Here is an 18,110-nt window from a genome sequence, read left to right as displayed (position 1 = left end):
CCTGCTGACGGTGCACTCCTCCTCCGGGCAGCTGTTGATGTATCCGGGTAACGCCGCCGGCACCACCTTCGACGCCGGCGTCGACACCGGCGCCGGGACCAACTGGTCAGGCCGGAGCGAGTTGACCAGCATCCGGCTCGGTCAAGACGTCAGGCCTGGCTTGATGAGCAAGGACGCCCCAGGTGCTCTCGCGCTCAATCCGATTGCGCCCGGGGGCGGTCTTGACTGGGCCGACCCGATCAGATTCGGGCCACGCGGGTAACCTCATTCATTTGCTTCAATGTCTGGCCTGACGAATTCGATGGGGATGTGTGATCGCATGAATGTGTTGTCCAAAGTGGTAATGGTCGGCGCCGTCGGAATTACGTTGGCGGCCGCGGCCTTCACTGGTGTCGCATTGGCCGCTGGCGAGGACGAGCCAACCGGAAGCAACGGCGGTTCCATCGTCGAGGACTACACGTACCCCGGCGCTGCGGGGATCCTGGCGTCGTACAAGGTTGAGCTGATCGCCGGCGACGGTCATATCGTCTGGGCTGATTGCAGCACGCCGCCGACGGGTGACATCGGCCTGATCAAGGTTTACACCACCGAGCTGATAGGCCAGAACGACGAGGGCCTGATCTGCTTCAGGGCGCTCGGACCGGTTGGCCGGCTGGATCTCAAGGTGCCTGCGGTCTTTGAGATCCGCGGCGATGGCATCACGCGAGGCACCGGTCATAACGGCACCGCGACGGTGACCACCGAGGCGGGTGTGAAGACCACGAAGGGCCTGGATCCGGACGGCAGCACGCAGTTTGGTATCGGCGAGGGCGGAGAGGAACCGACAACCCTGCTCCAGTTGACGGTTGCCCCTTAACGAAGCGCGCCAGCGCGTCCAAATCGGATTTCGATCAGGTCACCATTCAGGGAGCGCCTGTGGCTGCACATCGTCCGCAGCCGCAGCCGCAGGCGCTCCGGCCCCGGACCAGATGGCCGGGTGCTGCCCCCACCAATGCGACCCGCAGCGTAGGGGTTCGGCGCGCGAAAAAATTCCTGTCCGCTTGTATTGTGCGAGGAGCTTAGGTGAGAAGACTGTGGAGACCCACAGTACGGTTACGAAGCGTCACAGCGTTCGGCGTTGTGGTCTCTTTGCTCGCGACACTCCTGGTGGTTCCCACCCCAGCGCGGGCAGAGGAGACATCGTCTGACCCGGGCGCCGCCCGGATGCTGGTCGTGAAGGCGTGGCAGCTGGGCGGCCCGGTGGTGCGGGAAGCTGCCGAGCACGCGCTGCTCGGCACCGACGCCGACGTCGAGGCCTTCCTGTCAACCGGTTGGGACCAGCGGTCCAGGATTGACGATCGGATCACGGTCAACCGCATGGTGGCCGGTGGTGGCCTTGCCGTGCAGGGAGCGGCGCAAGCGGCACTGGGTGCGTCTGATGCCGGCGCGGTCTCCGCGTTTCTCGAATCCGGTTGGCAGCTGCCGGCGAATCAAGACAAGCGCGTGCATGTCAACCAGATGATGGCTGCCGGTGGCAGCCAGGTGAAGTTGGCAGCGCAAAAGGCACTTGATGCTGCGGCCAACGAGGATCCGCGTTCCACCGAGCCCGGGGCACTGGACGTCTTCCTCGAGACGGGTTGGCGCACCCCGCATCTGATGGATCTGCGTCTCCGGGTCAACCAGATCCTTGCCGCCGCCCGTACCAGCGGCAGCACGACCGTACAGACGGCCTCCCAGCGAGCCCTCGACGCGGGAACTATCGACGCACTGACCGAGTTCATTGAGTCCGGTTGGGCCGTCGCGGCCTCTCGTGATCAGGAGATCGGCACCCTTAAGGATCTCGTGGCTGTTGCGCAGGAAGCGCAGAAGCGCACAGAGCAGCAGAACCAGATCGCCAGGGACGAGTCGGCCAAGGCGGTGGCAGCTGCCGCCGCCGCCAAACGCGACGCCCAGATCGCCGCGGACGCCATGGAAAGCGCGCAGGGCAACGCTCGCGACGCGGCGGCGGCAGCTCAGCAGGCGGCCAACGCTGCGGACAATGCGGCCAAAGCGGCTCGCCAAGCGGCCGCTGCCGCCCAAGCAGCGATCGCGGCCGCTCGAGTGGCGTCCAACGCGGCGACCAGAGCGGCGGCCGCCGCCGCCCTGACCCGCAAGGCGGCGACCAACGCACACCGGGCCGCCGCCAACGCCGCCACCGACGCCAGTAAGACGAACGATGCACTGAACGCTTCAAAGCAGGCGCGCGACGCTGCCGTCGAAGCCCGCAAGGCGGCGGCCGCCTCGGCCGAAGCCGAGAAGATCGCCACCCAGATCAAGAACTCCGCCCTTGACGTGCAGCACGCCATCGACGAGGCGAAGAACGCGGCGATGCAGGCGAAAGAGGCCCTGCGGCGTGCCAAGGAAACCGGCGTCGAGACGCAGAAGGCCATAACGGCAGCCGAGCGAGCTGAGGCAAGTGCTTCCCGGGCGAGTCGGGCGGCAGCGGCGTCGTACTCCTTCGCCAACGAGGCCATCGCGGCGGCGGCCCGCTCGCGCGACGCGGCCACTCGCGCGGCGGCCGACGCGGATCTCGCTGCCGCTGCGGCCGAGGACGCCGCAGCCCACGCTGGGGACGCTGCGACCGCCGCGAAGCGATCCACCGACGCTGCGAACGCCGCCACCGCGGCCGCGAACGAAGCAGTCGCGGCAGCCGAGCAGGCCAAGACGGTCTACGAGGCCGCCCGCACCGCCGACGCCGAACGGCTGGCGGCGGCGTTCGACGATGGAATGGCAGCGGCCCAGGCCGCTACTGCCGACATGGGCCGGCTGCAACAGGAGACAGCCTGGGACGCGCAGGAAGCGGCGTCTCGTAGCGTGGAGGTCAATCGGCTCATCGCCGAGGTCCTCAATCCGGCGACTGCGCCCGCGACCGCGGTCGCCAGTGCGCGGAGAGTGGCGCTGGCGCTGACCGCGTCCAACGGGCCCTGGACTCAGATCGCTGCCGTGAACGCGCTCGGTGGCACCGACACCGCCGTCGTCGACTTCGTGCGGACCGGCATTACCGCCGCTGCGGCCGAGGATGACCGGGCAACTGTCCTGTCGATCGGCGCTGATGGCAGCGAATCGCTGCGGCAAGCGGCCGAGACCGCCGCGAGCGGCTCGGACGCCGACGTAGCTGCGTTCCTTGAGAATCAGGACTACCCCGGCAGAGAGACCGAGGACCGGATCGCGGTCAACAAGCTCCTTGACCAGGCGAGAGAGGCTGGGCGAACGGTCACCCAGCAGAAGGCGCAGCAGGCGCTGGACGCCGGCAATGCGCAAGCGCTGCGTGACTTCCTACGCAGTGGCCAGTACGCCGCCGCAACGTCGGACGATCGCGTAGACGCCAACCGGATCATGGCCGAAACGGCCGATGGCACGGAATTGAAGGCGGCCGCGCAGATCGCGCTCGACAGTCCGCCTGCCGTGTTGAAGCAGTTCCTGGCAACAGGGCAGTACAAGGCAGCGCGGAACGACTACGACACCGCTGCGCACAACGCCGAAGTCAGCGCACTGCTGTCCCAAGCGGCGGCGGCCGCGACCAAGGCGGTTCAGCAGGCCGAGGAAGCCCAGGCCGTCGCGGCGACCGCCCGCGCCGCCGCAGCGGAAGCCGCAGCGTGGGCTGCGAAAGCCCAAGCATCCGCGAGCAAAGCTGCGACCTACGCCAACCAGGCGATCAACTCCGCGAATCAGGCGCAAGCGTCAGCGGACAACGCCACCAACTCCGCCCGAACCGCACTGAACGCAGCGAACCAGGCCAACGCGGCAGCGCAGCGCGCCGCGCACTCCGCCGTGTGGGCGCAGGCGTCTTACGAGTCGGCCAAGCACGATGCCACCAGTGCGATCCAGGACGCCCAACGGGCCCGTGACTCGGCCCTCGCGGCGGGCAAGGACTACGACACCGCGCAGGGGTATTACAACGAGGCGTACGCGGCCTACGTGACCAAGGCCCAGCAGGAGGCGGAGGACCAACGCCTCCGGCAGTCGATCTATTGCCGGACGGGCAACATCCCGGGGACGGATGCGTACAAGGACTGTCTCAACTATGTGACGCAGAGCGACGACGAGCGGCTGCACGAGTCGCTGTCCAACAGCTTCTACTGCGATCGCTTTCCCGCGGAGTACCGCAAGAAGTGCATGCGGGAGGCGCCCAGCGTCAACTTCGGCACCTCCATCGGACTGGATGCCGCGTTTGCGCTGACAGTCTTCACGCAGTCCATAGTCGAGTTCGCGTTGGCCGTCGAGGTCATCGGCGTGACGATGATCCTCTGCAACGCGGTGTGCGGGGCATTCCTGGGGATCGCCGGCGGGGCAGAGGCGACCATGGGAGTCGGCGGACTATTCGACATGTGGGCGATGGGCGCACTCGCCGACCTCGCCGTCGGCGGTGTCACGGGGGCCCGGACCTTCACCGGTCTCAAGGGTCTGCTCGGTCTCCGGATGCCCGCGATCGCGGAGCGCCTCGTCGTGCAGACGCTCTCCAACGACGCGCAACTTGCCCGTCTCGCGGCCCTCAGTAAGTCCTGCCGTACCCCGACGTCGCGCACTGCGGCCAGCGTCAGGATGCTCGCCGGAGATGCCGTTCCGTGCGTGTCCGACCTGGCCCTGGGCATGCGGCAACAAGGTACGAAAAGATGGGCGGAGCTCAACAAGTTCAACCACTACATAGACCTCGGGGCCACCGAGTGGCGAGGCCCGGTGATGTTGGACATCGGGAACCGCAACGTGACTCTTCGGGTGTACATGAAGGGATTCGGCGCGAACCCCCTGACTGCCAACCCCGCCGCTGCCGACAAGTTCACCTGGGCGGTCAGAAATGGTCTGACGCGCTACGCGAAAGCGACTGAGGAGGAGATGGCATGGATCGCGCGGGCCGTAATTGAAGGAAAGAGGGATTGGTCTACCGTCAAGTTCTATGACGATAATGGCCAGTTGATATCATTCCCTGAGCCCAAATGGAGTGAGATCGAGCTGGAAGGAGTGCCACCGTGGTGGTGGCCGAAGTCGAGCGGTTCGAGGTGACTGGTGACTGACTTGCCAGGTGGTCCGGGTTCGGATCTCTACCCCGATCTCGTCAGTGCGGGTGGGCTTGTACCAGCCCTTCAGCAGGCTGCCCGCCGGCAGCCGGCCGATCAAGGGTTGCAATGGGGCGACGACAGGGGTGGCGATGGATGGTCCGCCTCGGTGAGTTCGAACCATGGCGGTATCGCGGTCAGCGTAGTCGTCGACCGTCGGGCCTTCTCGGTCACGATCACCGTTCGGGGAACAACCTGGGCTGCCGGCGTCACCTCTGATCTGTCTGAGGTCGTCAGGGTTGCCGACGCCTGGCATGGCGGAGTCACGTTACGGGAACTCAACAAGCAGTTCCCGTTTATGACCTACGACAGGATGGCCGAGGCATACGAAGGCGGGGACCCGCTCGCCGTCCAATGGGAACTCCTCCTGCATGACGAGGATCTGGCGGTGATCCGACCACTTCTGGAGGCGGCTCACGCTCACCCACGGCTGCGTCACCTGTCTCCGTCGGTCAGTCACCGCACGGTCCTCTTCCTCGAGTCCAACCCCGAAGACCGTTCGGCACCAATGATCAAGATCCTGCGCACCGGCGACGGCCGGTTTCAACTGGAGGGCACCGGGGTGCCCGAGAGTCAGCAGTCCATGCCGCTTGGAGACGTTCTCGTGCGGGCGGCGTCTGCGCTGCCCTAGCGGGGTCATCCGAGCAAGCGGTCGCCCTTCCGGCGCAGCATCGGGAGGGCGACCGTTGCGCCGCCACTGACCACGCGTCAACGTCAGCGAGGCGTGGGTCGCCGTGTGCCGCCAGCACGCCGGCGTCCACCTGACACCCGGTCACGACAGCGCCTCTGCCAACTCACGGCGCGACCACCCGCGGGCCCGGGGCGCGCACCGATGAGGTTTCCGCGCCGCGCCCGTCTGTACCTGTGAGATCGACTTACTGGAGGCTGACTGATGCGGAAACTGACCTTGGGCATGAATGTGACGCTGGACGGCTACATCGCCGCGCCCGGCGACGACCTCGGCTGGAGTGGGGGCGAGGGACCGGACTCGTCGCCGAACGACGAGCTGTTCCAGTGGTGGTCCGACCGGGTGGGGGCGACTGGCCTGGCGCTGTACGGGCGCAAGCTGTGGGAGGTGATGAGCTCCGACTGGCCGACCGCCGACCAGCGGCCCGGCGCCACACCAGCGGAGGTCGAGTTCGCCCGCCGCTGGCGGGACATGCCGAAGGTGGTGTTCTCCTCGACGCCCAGGACTGTCGACTGGAACACCCGCCTGGTCACCGGCGACGCGGTCACCGAGATCACCCGGCTCAAAGCCGAGGACGGCGCCCGATGGACATCGCCGGCGCGACGCTTGCCGGGGCGGCCATGCGGGCCGGGCTGATCGACGAATACGTCCTGGTCACCCACCCGGTCCTGGTGGGCGGCGGCACACCGTTCTTCACCGCGCTGGACACCTGGGTGAAGCTGAACCTCGTGGAGACGCGGATTTTTCCCGGCGGCGTGGTGCTGACCCGATACGAGACGAGGCGATGAACACGGGCCACCTGCTCGGCTCGTAGGGCCAGGTCGACACCGTCGCCGTGATCATCGGCTGTGCGGGAACCGGCCGGGACCCTTCCTTGCGGTCCGCCCCGCCGGCAACGCCGGCGGGGCGGTGGCGTTCGCGTTGTCGCAGTGCTGTTCGGCTGGTCGGGTCGACGACGGGGATCTGTGCGATCACAGGGTCGGGGACAGGTCCAGCCACGGTTTGTCGGTGGCGTCGAATCCGGTCAGCTCGGCGATCTTGCCGTCGGCGATGTGCAGGACCGCGATGGTGAACAACCGGTACGTCGGGTCGTCGGGGGTGCGCAGGTACAACCCGGCGGCAGGCATGCGGTTGACCGTGGTGGGGACACCGCGCCAGTCGTCGTAGCCGCGCTGGAAGAGCCCGTTGGAGACCCAGCCGTCCACCGCGTCCTTGGCCGTGACGATCCAGGCGCCCGGCTCGGAAAGCATCGCGAAGCGCAGATCGTCGCGCAGCAGGGCCGTCAGCCCGTCGAGGTCGTTGCGCTCAGGGCCTGCATATACGACCTCACCACGGTGCGCTCGTCGTGCGACAGCTCGTGCGTCGCGGGGCTGCGCCAGTCGAGGCGGCGGTCGGGCAGCTGCTCGCGCATCGTCACGCGCGCCCGCTGCAGTGCGCTGGTCACCGATGCGACGGTCAGCTCGAGGATGTCGGCGGCCTTCGACGCCGGCCAGCCGAGGACGTCGCGCAGGATGAACGCCGCCCGCTGCCGCGGCGGCAGGTGCTGGACGGCGACGATGAAGGCCAGCTCGATCGTCTCCCGCGCCACCACCGACTCCTGTGGGTCCTCCGGGAGCATCCCGTCCGGGTAGGGCTGTAGGTATCGCACTTCCGAGCCCACGCCCGGCAGCTCGGCAATCACGGGTGTGCGGTCGTTGCGCTTTTCCAGAAAGTCGAGGCAGGCGTTCGTCGCGATCCGGTACAGCCAGGTCCGCAGGGCCGCGTGGCCCTTGAACGACTCGCGCTTGTGCCACGCTCGCAGGAACGTCTCCTGCGTCATGTCCTGGGCATCCTCGTAGTTCGCGAGCATCCGGTAGCAGTGCACCTGCAACTCACGCCGGTGACGCTCGGTGAATCGTGCGAACCGCGCCGTGTCGCCTGAGCGGACCGCCGCGATGAAGGTGGCCTCGTCGGCGCCCAGCGGTCTAGCGTCGGTCATGGTCATGGATCCTTCCATCGGTGCGAGGGGTGCCACCAGAACTGACGGCGTGGCGGAGGGTTTCTGATCGGTGCAGTCGCTGACACGCTGAGGTAGCCGACCTGTCTCGTGGAACGTGCCCTGTACCGCGCTGGCGCAGCAGGTCGGGGTGGTCGGTCTCACACTGCTCGTCCGGCTGGACCTGCTGGCTCGGCGAGCCGACGAGGCGGGTCAGAGGAGCCGGCCGTCGTGGGCGAGCAGGGCGATCTGGGTACGGTTGTCGAGGTCCAGCTTGGTCAGGATGTGCGAGACGTGGGCCTTCACCGTCGTCACGCTCATTAACAGTTCGCTGGCGATCTCGGCGTTGGAGCGTCCCTGCGCGATGGCCAGTACGACGTCGCGTTCCCGGGGTGTGAGCAGGGCCAACCGTTCGTGCGCCCGCTCGTAGGACTCGGCCCCGGAGGCGACCCGCTGCATGAGGCGGCGGGTCACGCCCGGAGACAGCATCGGGTTGCCGGCGGCCACCGCGCGCACCGCTTGGCTGATCTGCTTGGGCGGGGTGTCCTTGAGCAGGAAGCCGCTCGCGCCGGCGCGGAGGGCTCGCAGCACGTGCTCGTCGGTGTCGAACGTGGTGAGCACGATGATCTCGGGTGGCCGGTGGCGGCGGCGCAGGCGCTCGGTGGCGGTGATGCCGTTGACGCCGGGCATCCTGATGTCCATCAGCACCACGTCGGGCAGGTGCCGGTCCACCGCGGTGATCGCCGTGGCGCCGTCTGCGGCCTCGCCCACGACGGCGATCCCGTCGGCGCCGTCGAGCATCAGCGTGAGCATTCCCCGGACGAGGGGATCGTCGTCGACGATGACCACCCGGATCGGGGCGGTCACGTCGGCCACGGCAGCCACGCGGTCAGGTGGAACCGGCCCGCGGCGTCGACGTGGTGGGCGACGCGACCCCCGGTGAGCGCGGCCCGTTCGGCGAGGCCGATCAGTCCGGTGCCGGCGCTGCCGTTGGCGCCGCTGTCGGGTGTGGTCGGGTTGCTCACCGCGATGCTCAGGCCGGCGCCGGGCGCGCCGCCGAGCACCAGCCGGACCGGCTGCCCGGCGGCGTGCTTGCGGGCGTTGGTGAGTGCCTCCTGTGCGATCCGGTAGGCGGTGCGGCCCACCGTCGGCGGAATCTCGGCCGGCGGACCGAGCGGGTCGTCGACCTCGATCTGTTGCCCGGCGGCCCGCGCCTCGTCGACCAGGCGTGGCAGGTCGGTGAGGGTCTGCCCGGGTGGCGCGTCAGTCGGTGACTCGGCGTCGTCGCTGCGCAGCAGGGTGATGACCTCGCGCAGCTCGTCGAGGGCGTGATGGGCGCTGGCCCGGATCACCCCGGCGGCGGCGCTGAGCCGCTCGGGCGGCGCGTCCGGCCGGTACTCCATCGCACCGGCGGCCGCCGCCAGCAGCGAGAGCCGGTGGGCCAGCACATCGTGCATCTCCCGCGCGATTCGGCTGCGCTCAGCCGCCCGCGCCTCGCCAACCCGTCGCTCCTGCTCCTGCTCGGCCCGCCGGGCCCGTTCCCGTAGCGCCGCCAGCAAGGCGTGCCGGGCCTGCGCCCAGGTGCCCCAGCCGAGCAGGGCGGCGTAGGCGACAGTCATCAGCACCAGCCGCCAGCCGTACGGCAGGCTGGGCACCGGCCGCCAGAACGCCTGCACCGCCTCGCCCGCCACGCCGACCGCCGCCACCGCCGCTGCCTGCCGAAACGGCCTGTTGCGGGCGGTGAAGAGCACCGCGAAGCTGGCCACCGGCGTGGCCACCGCCGACAGCGCGACGAGTAGGCCGGCCAGCACGCCACCGATGCGCGGGTGGCGGAGGACCACCGGAACGAGGATCAGGGCGGTCACTGCCAGCGCGACGTCGAGGCCGATCAGATCGGCGGAGCTGGAACGGGTGGCGGACCACAGCATGGTCGCGACGAGGACGCCGACCGCCACTGTCGTCACGCCCACCGGGACGGAAAGCCACGCCCTCGGCTGCCTGACCTCGCACGTCGCCGCATCCACATCGCGCAGGCTACTGGGCTCGCGGTGGGCCGGACCACCTTCTTTGGTAGTACGCCGGGCCGCCCGGGGACGTACCCGCCACGGCGTCTTGGTCGACGTGTCCGACCCGGCCCGGTCCGCAGACTCAGACCATGACGAACAACATTCTCCTTGGCCGAGCCGCGGTGGCGGCCGGCGCGGTCGTGGTGGCGGTGGCCGAGTTCGCGCTCCTGCACTCGGCGGCCGGCGTCGACCTGGCGGTCCGGTCCGGTAGCTCGACCCGGCAGGTCACGGTGGCCGCGGTCATCGGGGCCGCCGCGGTCGCGGCAGTGGCCGGCTGGGCGCTGCTCGCCTCGCTGGAACGCCTGATCAACCGCGCCCACGTCTGGTGGACCTCGATCGCGGTCGCGGTCCTGCTGCTGTCGCTCGTGGTCGGCGCATCCAGTGGCGTCGGCGGTGGAGCGAAGGCGACCCTGGCGCTGCTGCACCTGAGCGTCGGCGTCATCCTCATCCTCGGCCTGCCCCGGCCGCGTCCGGAAGGGGCGAACCGATGACCGCGCTGACCGTACGCAAACAGGACGGAGCCTTCGCTCTCCACTCCGGTGCTGCGGGGCCGCGCGCCTCGCTGCGTACCGGCTGGACCTGGCGGTGCGGCGAGATCCGCACCGGCACCGGCCGCTGGACGGTCGAACCGACCGGCCGTCGACGCATCGGGTTCATCGCCCGGGGCGAGCACGGGGTGGCGGTGCGGCTCGACCCGGACCGGTCGCACGTGCCGGGGCAGGGCGGGGTGGCCCGCTGGACGCCCGGTCGTTGCGGTGGTGAGCTGGTACGCGACGGGAACCGTCTCGCGGTGCGCCTCCCCGGCCGACTGGGCGGGCCGATCCGCGTCGATGTCACAGGCGAATGGGCCGAGGTGGAGTTGGTGGCGCTCACCGCCTGTTTCGCGCTGATGAGTCGGCGGCGGCGGCGCACCCTGATCATGATGGCGGCCGTCAGCGGGGGGAGTGGGTGACCGCCCGCCCGCCGACAACGGGGGCGCGTGCTCGGACGATGCAACAGATCTCCGGCTTGACGAATGGTTACCTACACTTCGCCAGTGACACCAGTGACGGAGGCGTGGGTTCGGATTGAGGGCTGGTTGCGACGACACCCGCCCGCGAGCATCGATGTGCTGGCCCGACCAGCGGCCCAGGAATCCATCACCGCCGCCGAAGCCGAGCTCGGCCTGTTGTTTCCCGCGGAACTGGCTGAGTCGCTGCGCCGGCACGACGGCCTCACCGAGTGGGCGAACATCCTGCCCGAAGCGACTCCGCTCTCCGTCGCAGGCATCGTGGAGCATCGCCAGATGCGGATGGATATCGCGCCCGACGTCGATGGCTTCGCTCGGCATGGCGCCGAGTCAGAGCCGTGGTGGCATGAACGTTGGCTTCCCTTCGGGGACGGCGACTGCGGTCTTCAAGTCATCGACCTGCGACCCGGACCCGGATTCGCGAGCGTGGGCTGGGCGCCGACCAGCAACCCCGCGGACTTCTCGGACGCCTGGCCGTCGCTGGGGGCGTACCTGACGACGGTCGCCGACGCCCTCGAGACCGGTGGCGCGGTAGGCGTCTGGTGTCCGCACCTGACCATCGATGGCGTGCTCTGGTGGAGCCCGGGGGAAGCAACCGAGCTCAATGGTGAGCCCTTGCGCCCTGCTCCTCAGGGCTGAATAGCCACCCTCGTTGCCGGGCCGTCCGGTCTACGAGTCGTCTCGGCCCTGCCAGGTCGTCACACAAGCCTCGTTACCCTCGGGATCGGCGAGAACCCAGAAGGCGGGAGCATGGGACGCGGATACAAGTCGGCCACCGGCCGTCAGCGCCGCTTCGATCCGCCGTGGTGCCTCGTCGTGCGGGACGCAGATGTCGAAGTGGATGCGGTTCCGGTCCGGGCGTGGCTGATCCATCTGCTGGAACCACATCGCCGGACCCTGCCCGACCGGGTCGACGATCGGATCCTTGGGACCGTCGGCTCCCGCCTCGTCCGTGTAGCCCAGCACGGCCTTCCAGAACGGTCGGACCGCTGCGATGTCGAGCGCGTCGACAGCGATCTCCACGAGCTGGACCGACCGCGGTGCTCCCGTACCAATCTCAGGCTCCGTCCGTAGCCCGACGTCCCGCATGGCGGCGGAGAGTCGATGCGCGAGGTCGATATCGCAAGCGGTGAGCGCCGCCTGATCCAACGACTGCAGGGTCAAGACGACCCGGTCTGGCCGGATATCAGCGCGTAGGTGCCCATCGGCGTCGCTACCGCACGCCGCCACCACGCGCGCCGCCACCTCGGTTGCCTGGACCAGTGAGCCGACGGGGACCGACGTGCGCAACGCGCCTAGCAGATACCGCCATCCCTGGTCGCTGATCGCGTCCGAGGCCGCCCGCCGACTCAGTGCCTGTTCCACGTAGGCATCCTCACATTCACCCCTGACGAGTTTCGTGCGAAGGTTGGCAAACCATGGCGGAAGACCGCGTCACTGCATGGCGGTGGCCGGGGGATGATCGAATGATTCGGGGCAGCGGAAGGTGTACAGCGAGTAGCCACGCCCGATTTGCACGCCGACGGTGTCTGGGGAGGCGGTCGGGTTCTCCTCGGACGGGCGCCAGCTGCAATGCATGCCGTTCCAGTCGCCCGAATCCACAGTGAAAATCAAGGTCATCGTGGTGCCGCAGGCAGCGCAATTCATCGGGTACGGATCGGTCAGTGACCAGTTCGCGTACCCGCCGACCTTCCACCCCGGCGCCAGCGACAAGTCGCTCTGATAGTGGGCGCGGCTCTCGTCTTCGTCGTCATCCCACTCGTCGAGCCGCTCGCGTAGGTCATCGGGGAGCAGATCGGCGTACTGGTACTCGCGGACCTGCTCAGGGTGCACCACGCACGGGACCGGCAGGTACATGTCGCTGATCACGGGCGGCTCGGGAGGCGCTTCAAGCAGCGGGCCGACGCCGACGGCGGAACTGTCGCGCCAGTAGAGGAAGACGCGAGGGCTGTAGTGCCGATCCGAGTGGTCCACCGGGCACCACAGCACCTGGAGCAGGTCGGTGCCGTCCGGACCGGCGTAGTCCGGGACATCTCGTCGGTACAGCTGCGCGACCGGGACCAACGGGATGGGATCCTCGATCAGGTCATCCAGGTCCAGAGCGTCGGCCGCGTCGAGCTCGGCCCGCTCCTCCGCAGTCAGGAAGTCCCCGCCCGGCAGCGACTCCCGGGCGTCTGCGATCGCGAGGATCTCCCGCCTGCGGTGCAGGGCGGCCGGGGTCGTCAGGTTCCATGGCTCGTGCGCCCCGGCGTCGTCGCAGACCGGCCACACCTCGTCGGCCGGCCACAGCAGTGGTCCGCCGACCGAGCTGTCCGTGACGGTCGGAGCGCCGGGTCGGGGATGCAGGCGGGTTGCGGTGATGGAATGTTCCCGCAGTTCGGGGAAGAGCGCGGTGATGTCCAGGGGACGCGGAGGCGTGGTGCGGACCATGGGAGCGGATCCTATGACCCGCGCGGAACCCGCACCGGTCCGTACCAACGGGCACCACATCACCGGTGCCGGCGGTGCGTCCCGAGTCTCTGCGGAGGACCTCGCCGTCGCCGTTTCCGACGAACTGGAGCGCCCGGGCGGGGACAGACACTTCACCGTGGGATGAGATTGCGCGTCCGCGTGCGGAGGCGGGTCGACTGCCATGGCGATCATCGACATCTCTCGCTACGATCCGATACCGATGCATTACTGAGCGTTGATATGTGCTGTTCGCAAGCCCTGGACGCTGACAAGCCGGCACCGCGACGAACGTGGTGCGGCTTGAGGTTCATGGCGTCTCGACGAAGGGAATCCGGATGACGGAGAGCGCGCAGAGCACCGGAAGTCGAACCGTTCCGCCCGCGCGGCCGTACCCGTTCAGTGTGCCCGACCGCCTCGTCGTCGACCCGACCTATGGCGAGCTGCGCGAGAACGAGCCGATGACCCGGGTGAAGCTTCCCTACGGTGAGGAGGCGTGGCTCGCCACCCGGTACGAGGACGTCCGCACCGTCCTCGGCGACGTCCGGTTCGGCCGCGCCCCGGCCGTTCAGCGCGACGAGCCCAGGCTCACCCCGCGCCAGCAGTACAGCGGCATGCTGACCATGGACCCGCCCGACCACACTCGGCTGCGCCGGTTGGTGGCGAAGGCGTTCACGGCACGTCGGGTCGAGGCGCTGCGGCCCCGCACCCAGGAGATCGCCGACGCGCTGGTCGACGACATGGTCCGGCACGGTCCTCCGGCCGACCTGGTGGAGCACGTCGCCACGCCGCTGCCGATCCAGGTGATCTGCGAGCTGCTCGGAGTCCCGTACGCCGACCGCGACCGGTTCCACGTCTGGTCCGAGGCGATCGTCTCGACCACCTCCCTGCCCCTGGAGACGATCCAGGAGTACCTGAACAGTCTCTGGGGCTACATCGGTGGTTTGGTCGCCGAACGCCGCCGCGAGCCCGGGATCGACGACCTGCTCGGCGCGTTGGTGCGGGCCCGCGACGAGAATCAGGACCGGCTCAGCGAGACCGAGCTGGTGGAGCTGGCCGGCGGGCTGCTCGCGGCCGGCCACGAGACCACGGTGACCCAGATCCCCAACTTCGTCTACGTCCTGCTGCACAATCCGGACCAGCTCGCCCGGCTGCGAGCTGACCCGTCGCTGGTGCCGGCCGCGGTCGAGGAGCTGCTGCGGTACGTGCCACTCGGCGTCGGCTCCTCCTTCGCCCGGTACGCCAAGGAGGACGTCGAGGTCGGCGGGGTGCTGGTCCGGGCCGGTGAGCCGGTTCTCGGCTCACTGTCGTCGGCGAATCGGGACGGTAGCGTCTTCGCCGACCCGGACCGCCTCGATTTCGACCGCGGGCAGAACCCACACCTGGGGTTCGGGCACGGCGTACACCACTGCGTCGGCGCGCAGCTGGCCCGGATGGAGTTGCAGGTCGCCGTCGCCACAGTGGTGACTCGCCTGCCCGGATTGCGGCTGGCCGTACCGGACGCCGAGCTGGAGTGGAAGCGCGGCATGTTGGTGCGGGGTCTGCTCGGCATGCCGGTGGCCTGGTGAGTACCGCCTGGCGGATCGGGGTGGACGCGCGTCGCTGCATCGGCACGAGCATCTGCGCCGGTACCGCGCCCGAGCACTTCCGGCTGGTCGACGGCCGGTCCGCGCCGCGGGCCGACGTCGTCGCCCCGGCCGAGGTCATCCTCGACGCCGCCGACTCGTGCCCGGTGGAGGCGATCACGGTCCGCGACGCCACCGACGACCGGCTGATCGCGCCGCAGGAGTGACCTGACATAGAGCCCGGCCGTCTGCAGCGGTGGGCTGGGCAGGTGCGGAAGTTCGGCAGCTCGGCGACGAGGCGGTCGCTCTGCCGCGGCGGAGCGCGACCGCCGATCACCGCGGCTGGCTGACGACAAGATCCCGGATGTGATTGGCTTCCCGTCCGATATGGTCTTGGCGGGGAGGTCGTGCGAATGATTGCCTCGAACGCGGACGTGGACGTGCGCCACGGCCTACTCGGACGAAACGCCGAGGTGGCCCGGATGCGCCAGCTGATGACCGCGCCGGGAGTTCCGGTGTTCGTCGTGGTGACCGGCGAACCGGGCATCGGAAAGTCTCAGCTCCTCGCCACGTTCGCCCGGTTGGCGGCCGACCGGCCGGCGCTCGTCGGTCGGGCCACCGAGTTCGAGCGCAGTGCCCCGCTCGGACTGGTTCTCGACCTGCTCGGCGACGCGGACAGGCACCCGTCTCTGGCGCGCCACGCGGCCCGCATGCGGGCCGCGCTCGCCGCACCGGCCCGGCCGAGCGGTCCGGCCGGCGCGGTGGAGCGGCACCAGTTGCACGGGAAGATCCGCACCGTGCTGGAGACCAGCGCCACGACCTCGCCGCTGCTCCTCCTGCTGGATGACGTGCAGTGGGCGGATGACGCCTCGATCGCGCTGATCGACTATCTGGTCCGGCACCCGCCCCGCGCGTCGGTGATCACCGTCCTCGCCGTCCGTACCGGGCGTCTTCCGGCTCAGTTGATCCGTTCGCTGGCCACCACCCGAGCGTCGGTGGTGCAGATGCCGCTGGGTCCGCTGTCGCCCGCCGACGCCGACCTGCTGCTGTCCGGCCGGCCGGCAGCCTACCGGCGGCGGCTGTACCAGGCCGGTGGCGGCAACCCGCTCTATCTGGAGATCCTGGGTCAGCTTCCCCCTCGGGTGGTGGAAGAGTTGGGCAGCCGGACACCGGTCACCGGTGACGGCGGGCAGGCCGCGGTCGGGCTGGACGTCTTGATCGCTCGTGACCTGCAGTCCCTGAGTGGCTCGTCGCGACTGGCCGCGCACGCCGCGGCGGTCACCGGCGCCGAGTTCGACGCCGCGCTCGTCGCGGCGGTGGCCGATGTCCCGGAGGAGCAGGCGCAGGCGGCGCTGGACGAACTCGTGACACGCGACGTGTTGCGGGTCGCGGACGGGCAGCTGACGTTCCGGCACCCGCTCGTGCGGGCGGCCGCGTACCAGATGGCGGGGCCGGCCTGGCGAGCCGCCGCGCACGGCCGCGCGGCGGCGTACCTGACCCGGCAGGCGCACCGCTGTACCGCCGGGCGGAGCACCTGCGGCACGCGGTGCGCCCCGGTGACCTGGCCGGGGCGGAGTTGCTGGCCACGGCGGCGGCCGTGGTCCTGGAGACCGCCCCGGCGACGACGGTCTGCTGGCTGCGGACGGCGTTGCGGGCCATGCCGGACGGTGCTGCGCTGACCGAGCGGCGGGCCGAGCTGAGCCTGCTGCTGGCGAACGCGCTGATCAGAACGGGACAGCTCGGCGAAACCCGGGAGATCCTGCACTCCCTGGTCGCCGGCGACAGCACGTTGCGGTACCGGGCGGTGGAACTGCTGGCGGTCACCGAACGGGCGGTCGGTCAACTGGCCGAGGCCCGTGCGTTGCTCGGCGCCGCGCTGGTTCAGGCCGATGTGGACGGCAGCGACGCCAGAGCCGGCCTGCTGGTCGAGTTCGCCGCCACCGAAATGCTGCAGGGAAACTGGCGCGCCGGAGCCGAGCGGGCCAGCCAGGCGGTCGCGCTGGCCGGTACCGGCACGCGACCTGGCATTCCGGCCGCGGCTACCACGTTGCTGGCGCTCAGCGAGCTCTATCAGTGTCGATTCAGCCGGGGGTACGCGCTGCTGGAGGAGGCGCGCCTCGGTGTTGACGCGCTGACCGACGTGCAACTTCGCGACGATCTGGGCATGGTGGCGGCGCTGGCCTGGGCCGAGTTCCTGGTCGACCAGCACCACGACGCGCTGCGGCACGTGGAGCGCGGTCTGCGGATGGCGCGCAGCTACGGACGTACCGCCCACGAGGTGTCGCAGCTCTACCTGGTGCGGTCGATAGTCCACGCCCGCACCGGACAGGCGGCGCTGGCGCTGGCCGACGTGGAGGACGGTGAGGAGACCGCCCAGCACATCGACAGCCCGGAGTTGCGGGCCTTCACCCTGGCGCTCAAGTCCCGGCCGCTGCTCTGGCAGCAGGGTGCGGATGCGGCCCTGCCGATCCTCGCCGAGCTGCGCCAACAGCGGAGCATCCGCTCGGCGTGGTGGCGCGGGATCGCCGATCAGCACCACGCCGAGGTGCTCTACTTCGTCAACCAGATCGGTGCCTGCCGCGACCTGTTGGCCGAGCGGGTGAGCGCCGAACCGGCTGGGTTGGGCCCGTACGCGCCGTCGGTCTACGCGCTCCGGTCGCAGGCGGAGGTGGCGTGCGGTGATCTCGCGGCCGGTTGGGAGTGGTACGAGCGCGCGGTGGCGGTTGCGGAAACCGGGGCGCCGCCTGCCCAGTTCGGCTGCGTGGCACGCAACCAGGCGGTGTTGTACGCGGCCGAAGGCCGGTACGCGCAGGCCCGCGCGGCGGGCATGAACGCGGTCGAGCAGTTCGAGGCCGTCCGGCTGCCCCTCGGCGAAGGGCTTGCCCGGACGGTGGTCGCCGATATCCTGGCCCGCTCCGGCGACCAGGCGGCGGCGAGAGACCAGTTGGGTCGGGCCCGCGAGGCGTTTGACGGCTGCGGCGCGCCGTGGCTCAGCAACTGGGTCGGGCGTGAGCAGCGTCGCACCGGGGCGCGCCAGCCCCGTGAGGCTGACCGGGACCGGTTGTCCGGCCGCGAGCGTGAGATCGCCGAACTGGTGGCCCAGGGTTTGACCAGCCCGCAGATCGCCGGCCAGCTGTTCCTCAGCCCCCGCACGGTGGAGTCGCACCTGAACCGCATCTTCGCCAAGCTCGGCGTGAGCAGCCGGGCCGCCGTCGCACGGATGGTCACAGCGGAGTCGACCGCTGGTCAATGACCCGTCAGACCACTGTGGACGTTGTGTTGCGTAG

18 protein-coding genes are annotated in these 18,110 nt (G+C 69.6%); 12 read left to right on the top strand and 6 right to left on the bottom strand.

The features are described 5' to 3' along the window. Positions 1 to 319 precede the first annotated feature (319 nt). The 5 genes from JM949_RS05820 (at position 320) to JM949_RS38450 (ending at position 6,548) form a co-directional block, all read left to right on the top strand. Positions 320 to 856, top strand: a complete 537-nt coding sequence (locus JM949_RS05820; RefSeq protein ID WP_238432650.1) for a hypothetical protein — start codon at positions 320 to 322, stop codon at positions 854 to 856. Between the two features lie 347 nt (positions 857 to 1,203). After that, positions 1,204 to 5,019 (top strand): ALF repeat-containing protein, encoded by a 3,816-nt coding sequence (locus tag JM949_RS05815; RefSeq protein WP_203147412.1) that lies wholly within the window; start codon positions 1,204 to 1,206, stop codon positions 5,017 to 5,019. Between the two features lie 3 nt (positions 5,020 to 5,022). After that, positions 5,023 to 5,703: a DUF6193 family natural product biosynthesis protein gene (locus JM949_RS05810; protein WP_203147411.1), complete on the top strand. Its 681-nt coding sequence runs from the start codon at positions 5,023 to 5,025 to the stop codon at positions 5,701 to 5,703. A 261-nt stretch (positions 5,704 to 5,964) separates the two neighbouring features. Further along, positions 5,965 to 6,396 carry a dihydrofolate reductase family protein gene (locus JM949_RS05805; protein ID WP_255545530.1) on the top strand — a complete coding sequence of 144 codons (432 nt, stop codon included), beginning with the start codon at positions 5,965 to 5,967 and terminating at the stop codon, positions 6,394 to 6,396. Beyond that, complete coding sequence (locus JM949_RS38450) at positions 6,345 to 6,548, top strand: dihydrofolate reductase family protein (protein ID WP_255545529.1); 204 nt, start codon at positions 6,345 to 6,347, stop codon at positions 6,546 to 6,548. Before JM949_RS05805 ends, JM949_RS38450 begins: the two co-directional genes overlap by 52 nt. Positions 6,549 to 6,731: 183 nt before the next feature. On the opposite strand, the gene JM949_RS05800 is transcribed toward JM949_RS38450, so the two are convergent. The 4 genes from JM949_RS05800 to JM949_RS05785 form a co-directional block, all read right to left on the bottom strand. Then, positions 6,732 to 7,010, bottom strand: coding sequence for a sigma-70 family RNA polymerase sigma factor family protein (locus JM949_RS05800; RefSeq protein WP_203147410.1), 279 nt, complete (start codon positions 7,008 to 7,010; stop codon positions 6,732 to 6,734). 32 nt (positions 7,011 to 7,042) lie between these two features. Further along, complete coding sequence (locus JM949_RS05795; protein ID WP_203147409.1) at positions 7,043 to 7,744, bottom strand: RNA polymerase subunit sigma-70; 702 nt, start codon at positions 7,742 to 7,744, stop codon at positions 7,043 to 7,045. A gap of 204 nt (positions 7,745 to 7,948) precedes the next feature. Further along, positions 7,949 to 8,611, bottom strand: a complete 663-nt coding sequence (locus tag JM949_RS05790) for a response regulator (RefSeq protein WP_407664698.1) — start codon at positions 8,609 to 8,611, stop codon at positions 7,949 to 7,951. Then, complete coding sequence (locus JM949_RS05785) at positions 8,599 to 9,699, bottom strand: sensor histidine kinase (RefSeq protein WP_309232022.1); 1,101 nt, start codon at positions 9,697 to 9,699, stop codon at positions 8,599 to 8,601. Before JM949_RS05785 ends, JM949_RS05790 begins: the two co-directional genes overlap by 13 nt. Before the next feature lie 191 nt (positions 9,700 to 9,890). On the opposite strand from JM949_RS05785, the gene JM949_RS05780 reads away from it, so the two are divergent. From JM949_RS05780 to JM949_RS05770, 3 genes are all read left to right on the top strand, one after another. After that, on the top strand, positions 9,891 to 10,292 hold the full coding sequence (locus JM949_RS05780; protein ID WP_203147406.1) for a DUF6069 family protein: 402 nt from the start codon (positions 9,891 to 9,893) through the stop codon (positions 10,290 to 10,292). Further along, on the top strand, positions 10,289 to 10,753 hold the full coding sequence (locus JM949_RS05775) for a hypothetical protein (RefSeq protein WP_203147405.1): 465 nt from the start codon (positions 10,289 to 10,291) through the stop codon (positions 10,751 to 10,753). The genes JM949_RS05780 and JM949_RS05775 overlap by 4 nt, the downstream gene beginning before the upstream one ends. Positions 10,754 to 10,837: 84 nt before the next feature. Then, the gene (locus tag JM949_RS05770; RefSeq protein ID WP_203147404.1) at positions 10,838 to 11,449 is read left to right on the top strand and encodes an SMI1/KNR4 family protein; all 612 of its coding nucleotides are present in this window, start codon (positions 10,838 to 10,840) and stop codon (positions 11,447 to 11,449) included. Positions 11,450 to 11,479: 30 nt separating this feature from the next. On the opposite strand, the gene JM949_RS05765 is transcribed toward JM949_RS05770, so the two are convergent. Then, positions 11,480 to 12,175, bottom strand: coding sequence for a VOC family protein (locus JM949_RS05765; protein WP_203147403.1), 696 nt, complete (start codon positions 12,173 to 12,175; stop codon positions 11,480 to 11,482). A 69-nt stretch (positions 12,176 to 12,244) separates the two neighbouring features. Then, the gene (locus JM949_RS05760; protein WP_238432648.1) at positions 12,245 to 13,459 is read right to left on the bottom strand and encodes a hypothetical protein; all 1,215 of its coding nucleotides are present in this window, start codon (positions 13,457 to 13,459) and stop codon (positions 12,245 to 12,247) included. 137 nt (positions 13,460 to 13,596) lie between these two features. Here JM949_RS05760 and JM949_RS05755 point away from each other — a divergent pair, with 137 nt between their 5' ends. From JM949_RS05755 to JM949_RS38975, 4 genes are all read left to right on the top strand, one after another. After that, on the top strand, positions 13,597 to 14,826 hold the full coding sequence (locus JM949_RS05755; protein ID WP_203147401.1) for a cytochrome P450: 1,230 nt from the start codon (positions 13,597 to 13,599) through the stop codon (positions 14,824 to 14,826). After that, the gene (locus JM949_RS05750; RefSeq protein ID WP_203147400.1) at positions 14,823 to 15,050 is read left to right on the top strand and encodes a ferredoxin; all 228 of its coding nucleotides are present in this window, start codon (positions 14,823 to 14,825) and stop codon (positions 15,048 to 15,050) included. The genes JM949_RS05755 and JM949_RS05750 overlap by 4 nt, the downstream gene beginning before the upstream one ends. Positions 15,051 to 15,236: 186 nt before the next feature. Continuing rightward, positions 15,237 to 16,502, top strand: a complete 1,266-nt coding sequence (locus JM949_RS36525) for an AAA family ATPase (RefSeq protein WP_238432647.1) — start codon at positions 15,237 to 15,239, stop codon at positions 16,500 to 16,502. After that, the gene (locus tag JM949_RS38975) at positions 16,481 to 18,076 is read left to right on the top strand and encodes a LuxR C-terminal-related transcriptional regulator (RefSeq protein WP_309232023.1); all 1,596 of its coding nucleotides are present in this window, start codon (positions 16,481 to 16,483) and stop codon (positions 18,074 to 18,076) included. Before JM949_RS36525 ends, JM949_RS38975 begins: the two co-directional genes overlap by 22 nt. The last annotated feature ends 34 nt before the right edge of the window (positions 18,077 to 18,110 follow it).

The sequence above is a fragment of the Micromonospora tarensis genome (genome assembly GCF_016803395.1).
Lineage (GTDB): Bacteria > Actinomycetota > Actinomycetes > Mycobacteriales > Micromonosporaceae > Micromonospora > Micromonospora tarensis.
The sequence above is the reverse complement of the archived record's forward strand: the minus strand, read 5'-3'. Positions and strand labels throughout refer to the sequence as shown.

Coding starts and splice junctions, on each gene's coding strand:
- JM949_RS38975 (WP_309232023.1), top strand. CDS start 16,481: ATGCCGGACGGTGCTGCGCTGACCGAGCGGCGGGCCGAGCTGAGCCTG.
- JM949_RS05805 (WP_255545530.1), top strand. CDS start 5,965: ATGCGGAAACTGACCTTGGGCATGAATGTGACGCTGGACGGCTACATC.
- JM949_RS38450 (WP_255545529.1), top strand. CDS start 6,345: ATGGACATCGCCGGCGCGACGCTTGCCGGGGCGGCCATGCGGGCCGGG.
- JM949_RS05760 (WP_238432648.1), bottom strand. CDS start 13,459: ATGTCGATGATCGCCATGGCAGTCGACCCGCCTCCGCACGCGGACGCG.
- JM949_RS36525 (WP_238432647.1), top strand. CDS start 15,237: ATGATTGCCTCGAACGCGGACGTGGACGTGCGCCACGGCCTACTCGGA.
- JM949_RS05820 (WP_238432650.1), top strand. CDS start 320: ATGAATGTGTTGTCCAAAGTGGTAATGGTCGGCGCCGTCGGAATTACG.
- JM949_RS05800 (WP_203147410.1), bottom strand. CDS start 7,010: ATGCTTTCCGAGCCGGGCGCCTGGATCGTCACGGCCAAGGACGCGGTG.
- JM949_RS05795 (WP_203147409.1), bottom strand. CDS start 7,744: ATGACCATGACCGACGCTAGACCGCTGGGCGCCGACGAGGCCACCTTC.
- JM949_RS05780 (WP_203147406.1), top strand. CDS start 9,891: ATGACGAACAACATTCTCCTTGGCCGAGCCGCGGTGGCGGCCGGCGCG.
- JM949_RS05815 (WP_203147412.1), top strand. CDS start 1,204: ATGCTGGTCGTGAAGGCGTGGCAGCTGGGCGGCCCGGTGGTGCGGGAA.
- JM949_RS05755 (WP_203147401.1), top strand. CDS start 13,597: ATGACGGAGAGCGCGCAGAGCACCGGAAGTCGAACCGTTCCGCCCGCG.
- JM949_RS05775 (WP_203147405.1), top strand. CDS start 10,289: ATGACCGCGCTGACCGTACGCAAACAGGACGGAGCCTTCGCTCTCCAC.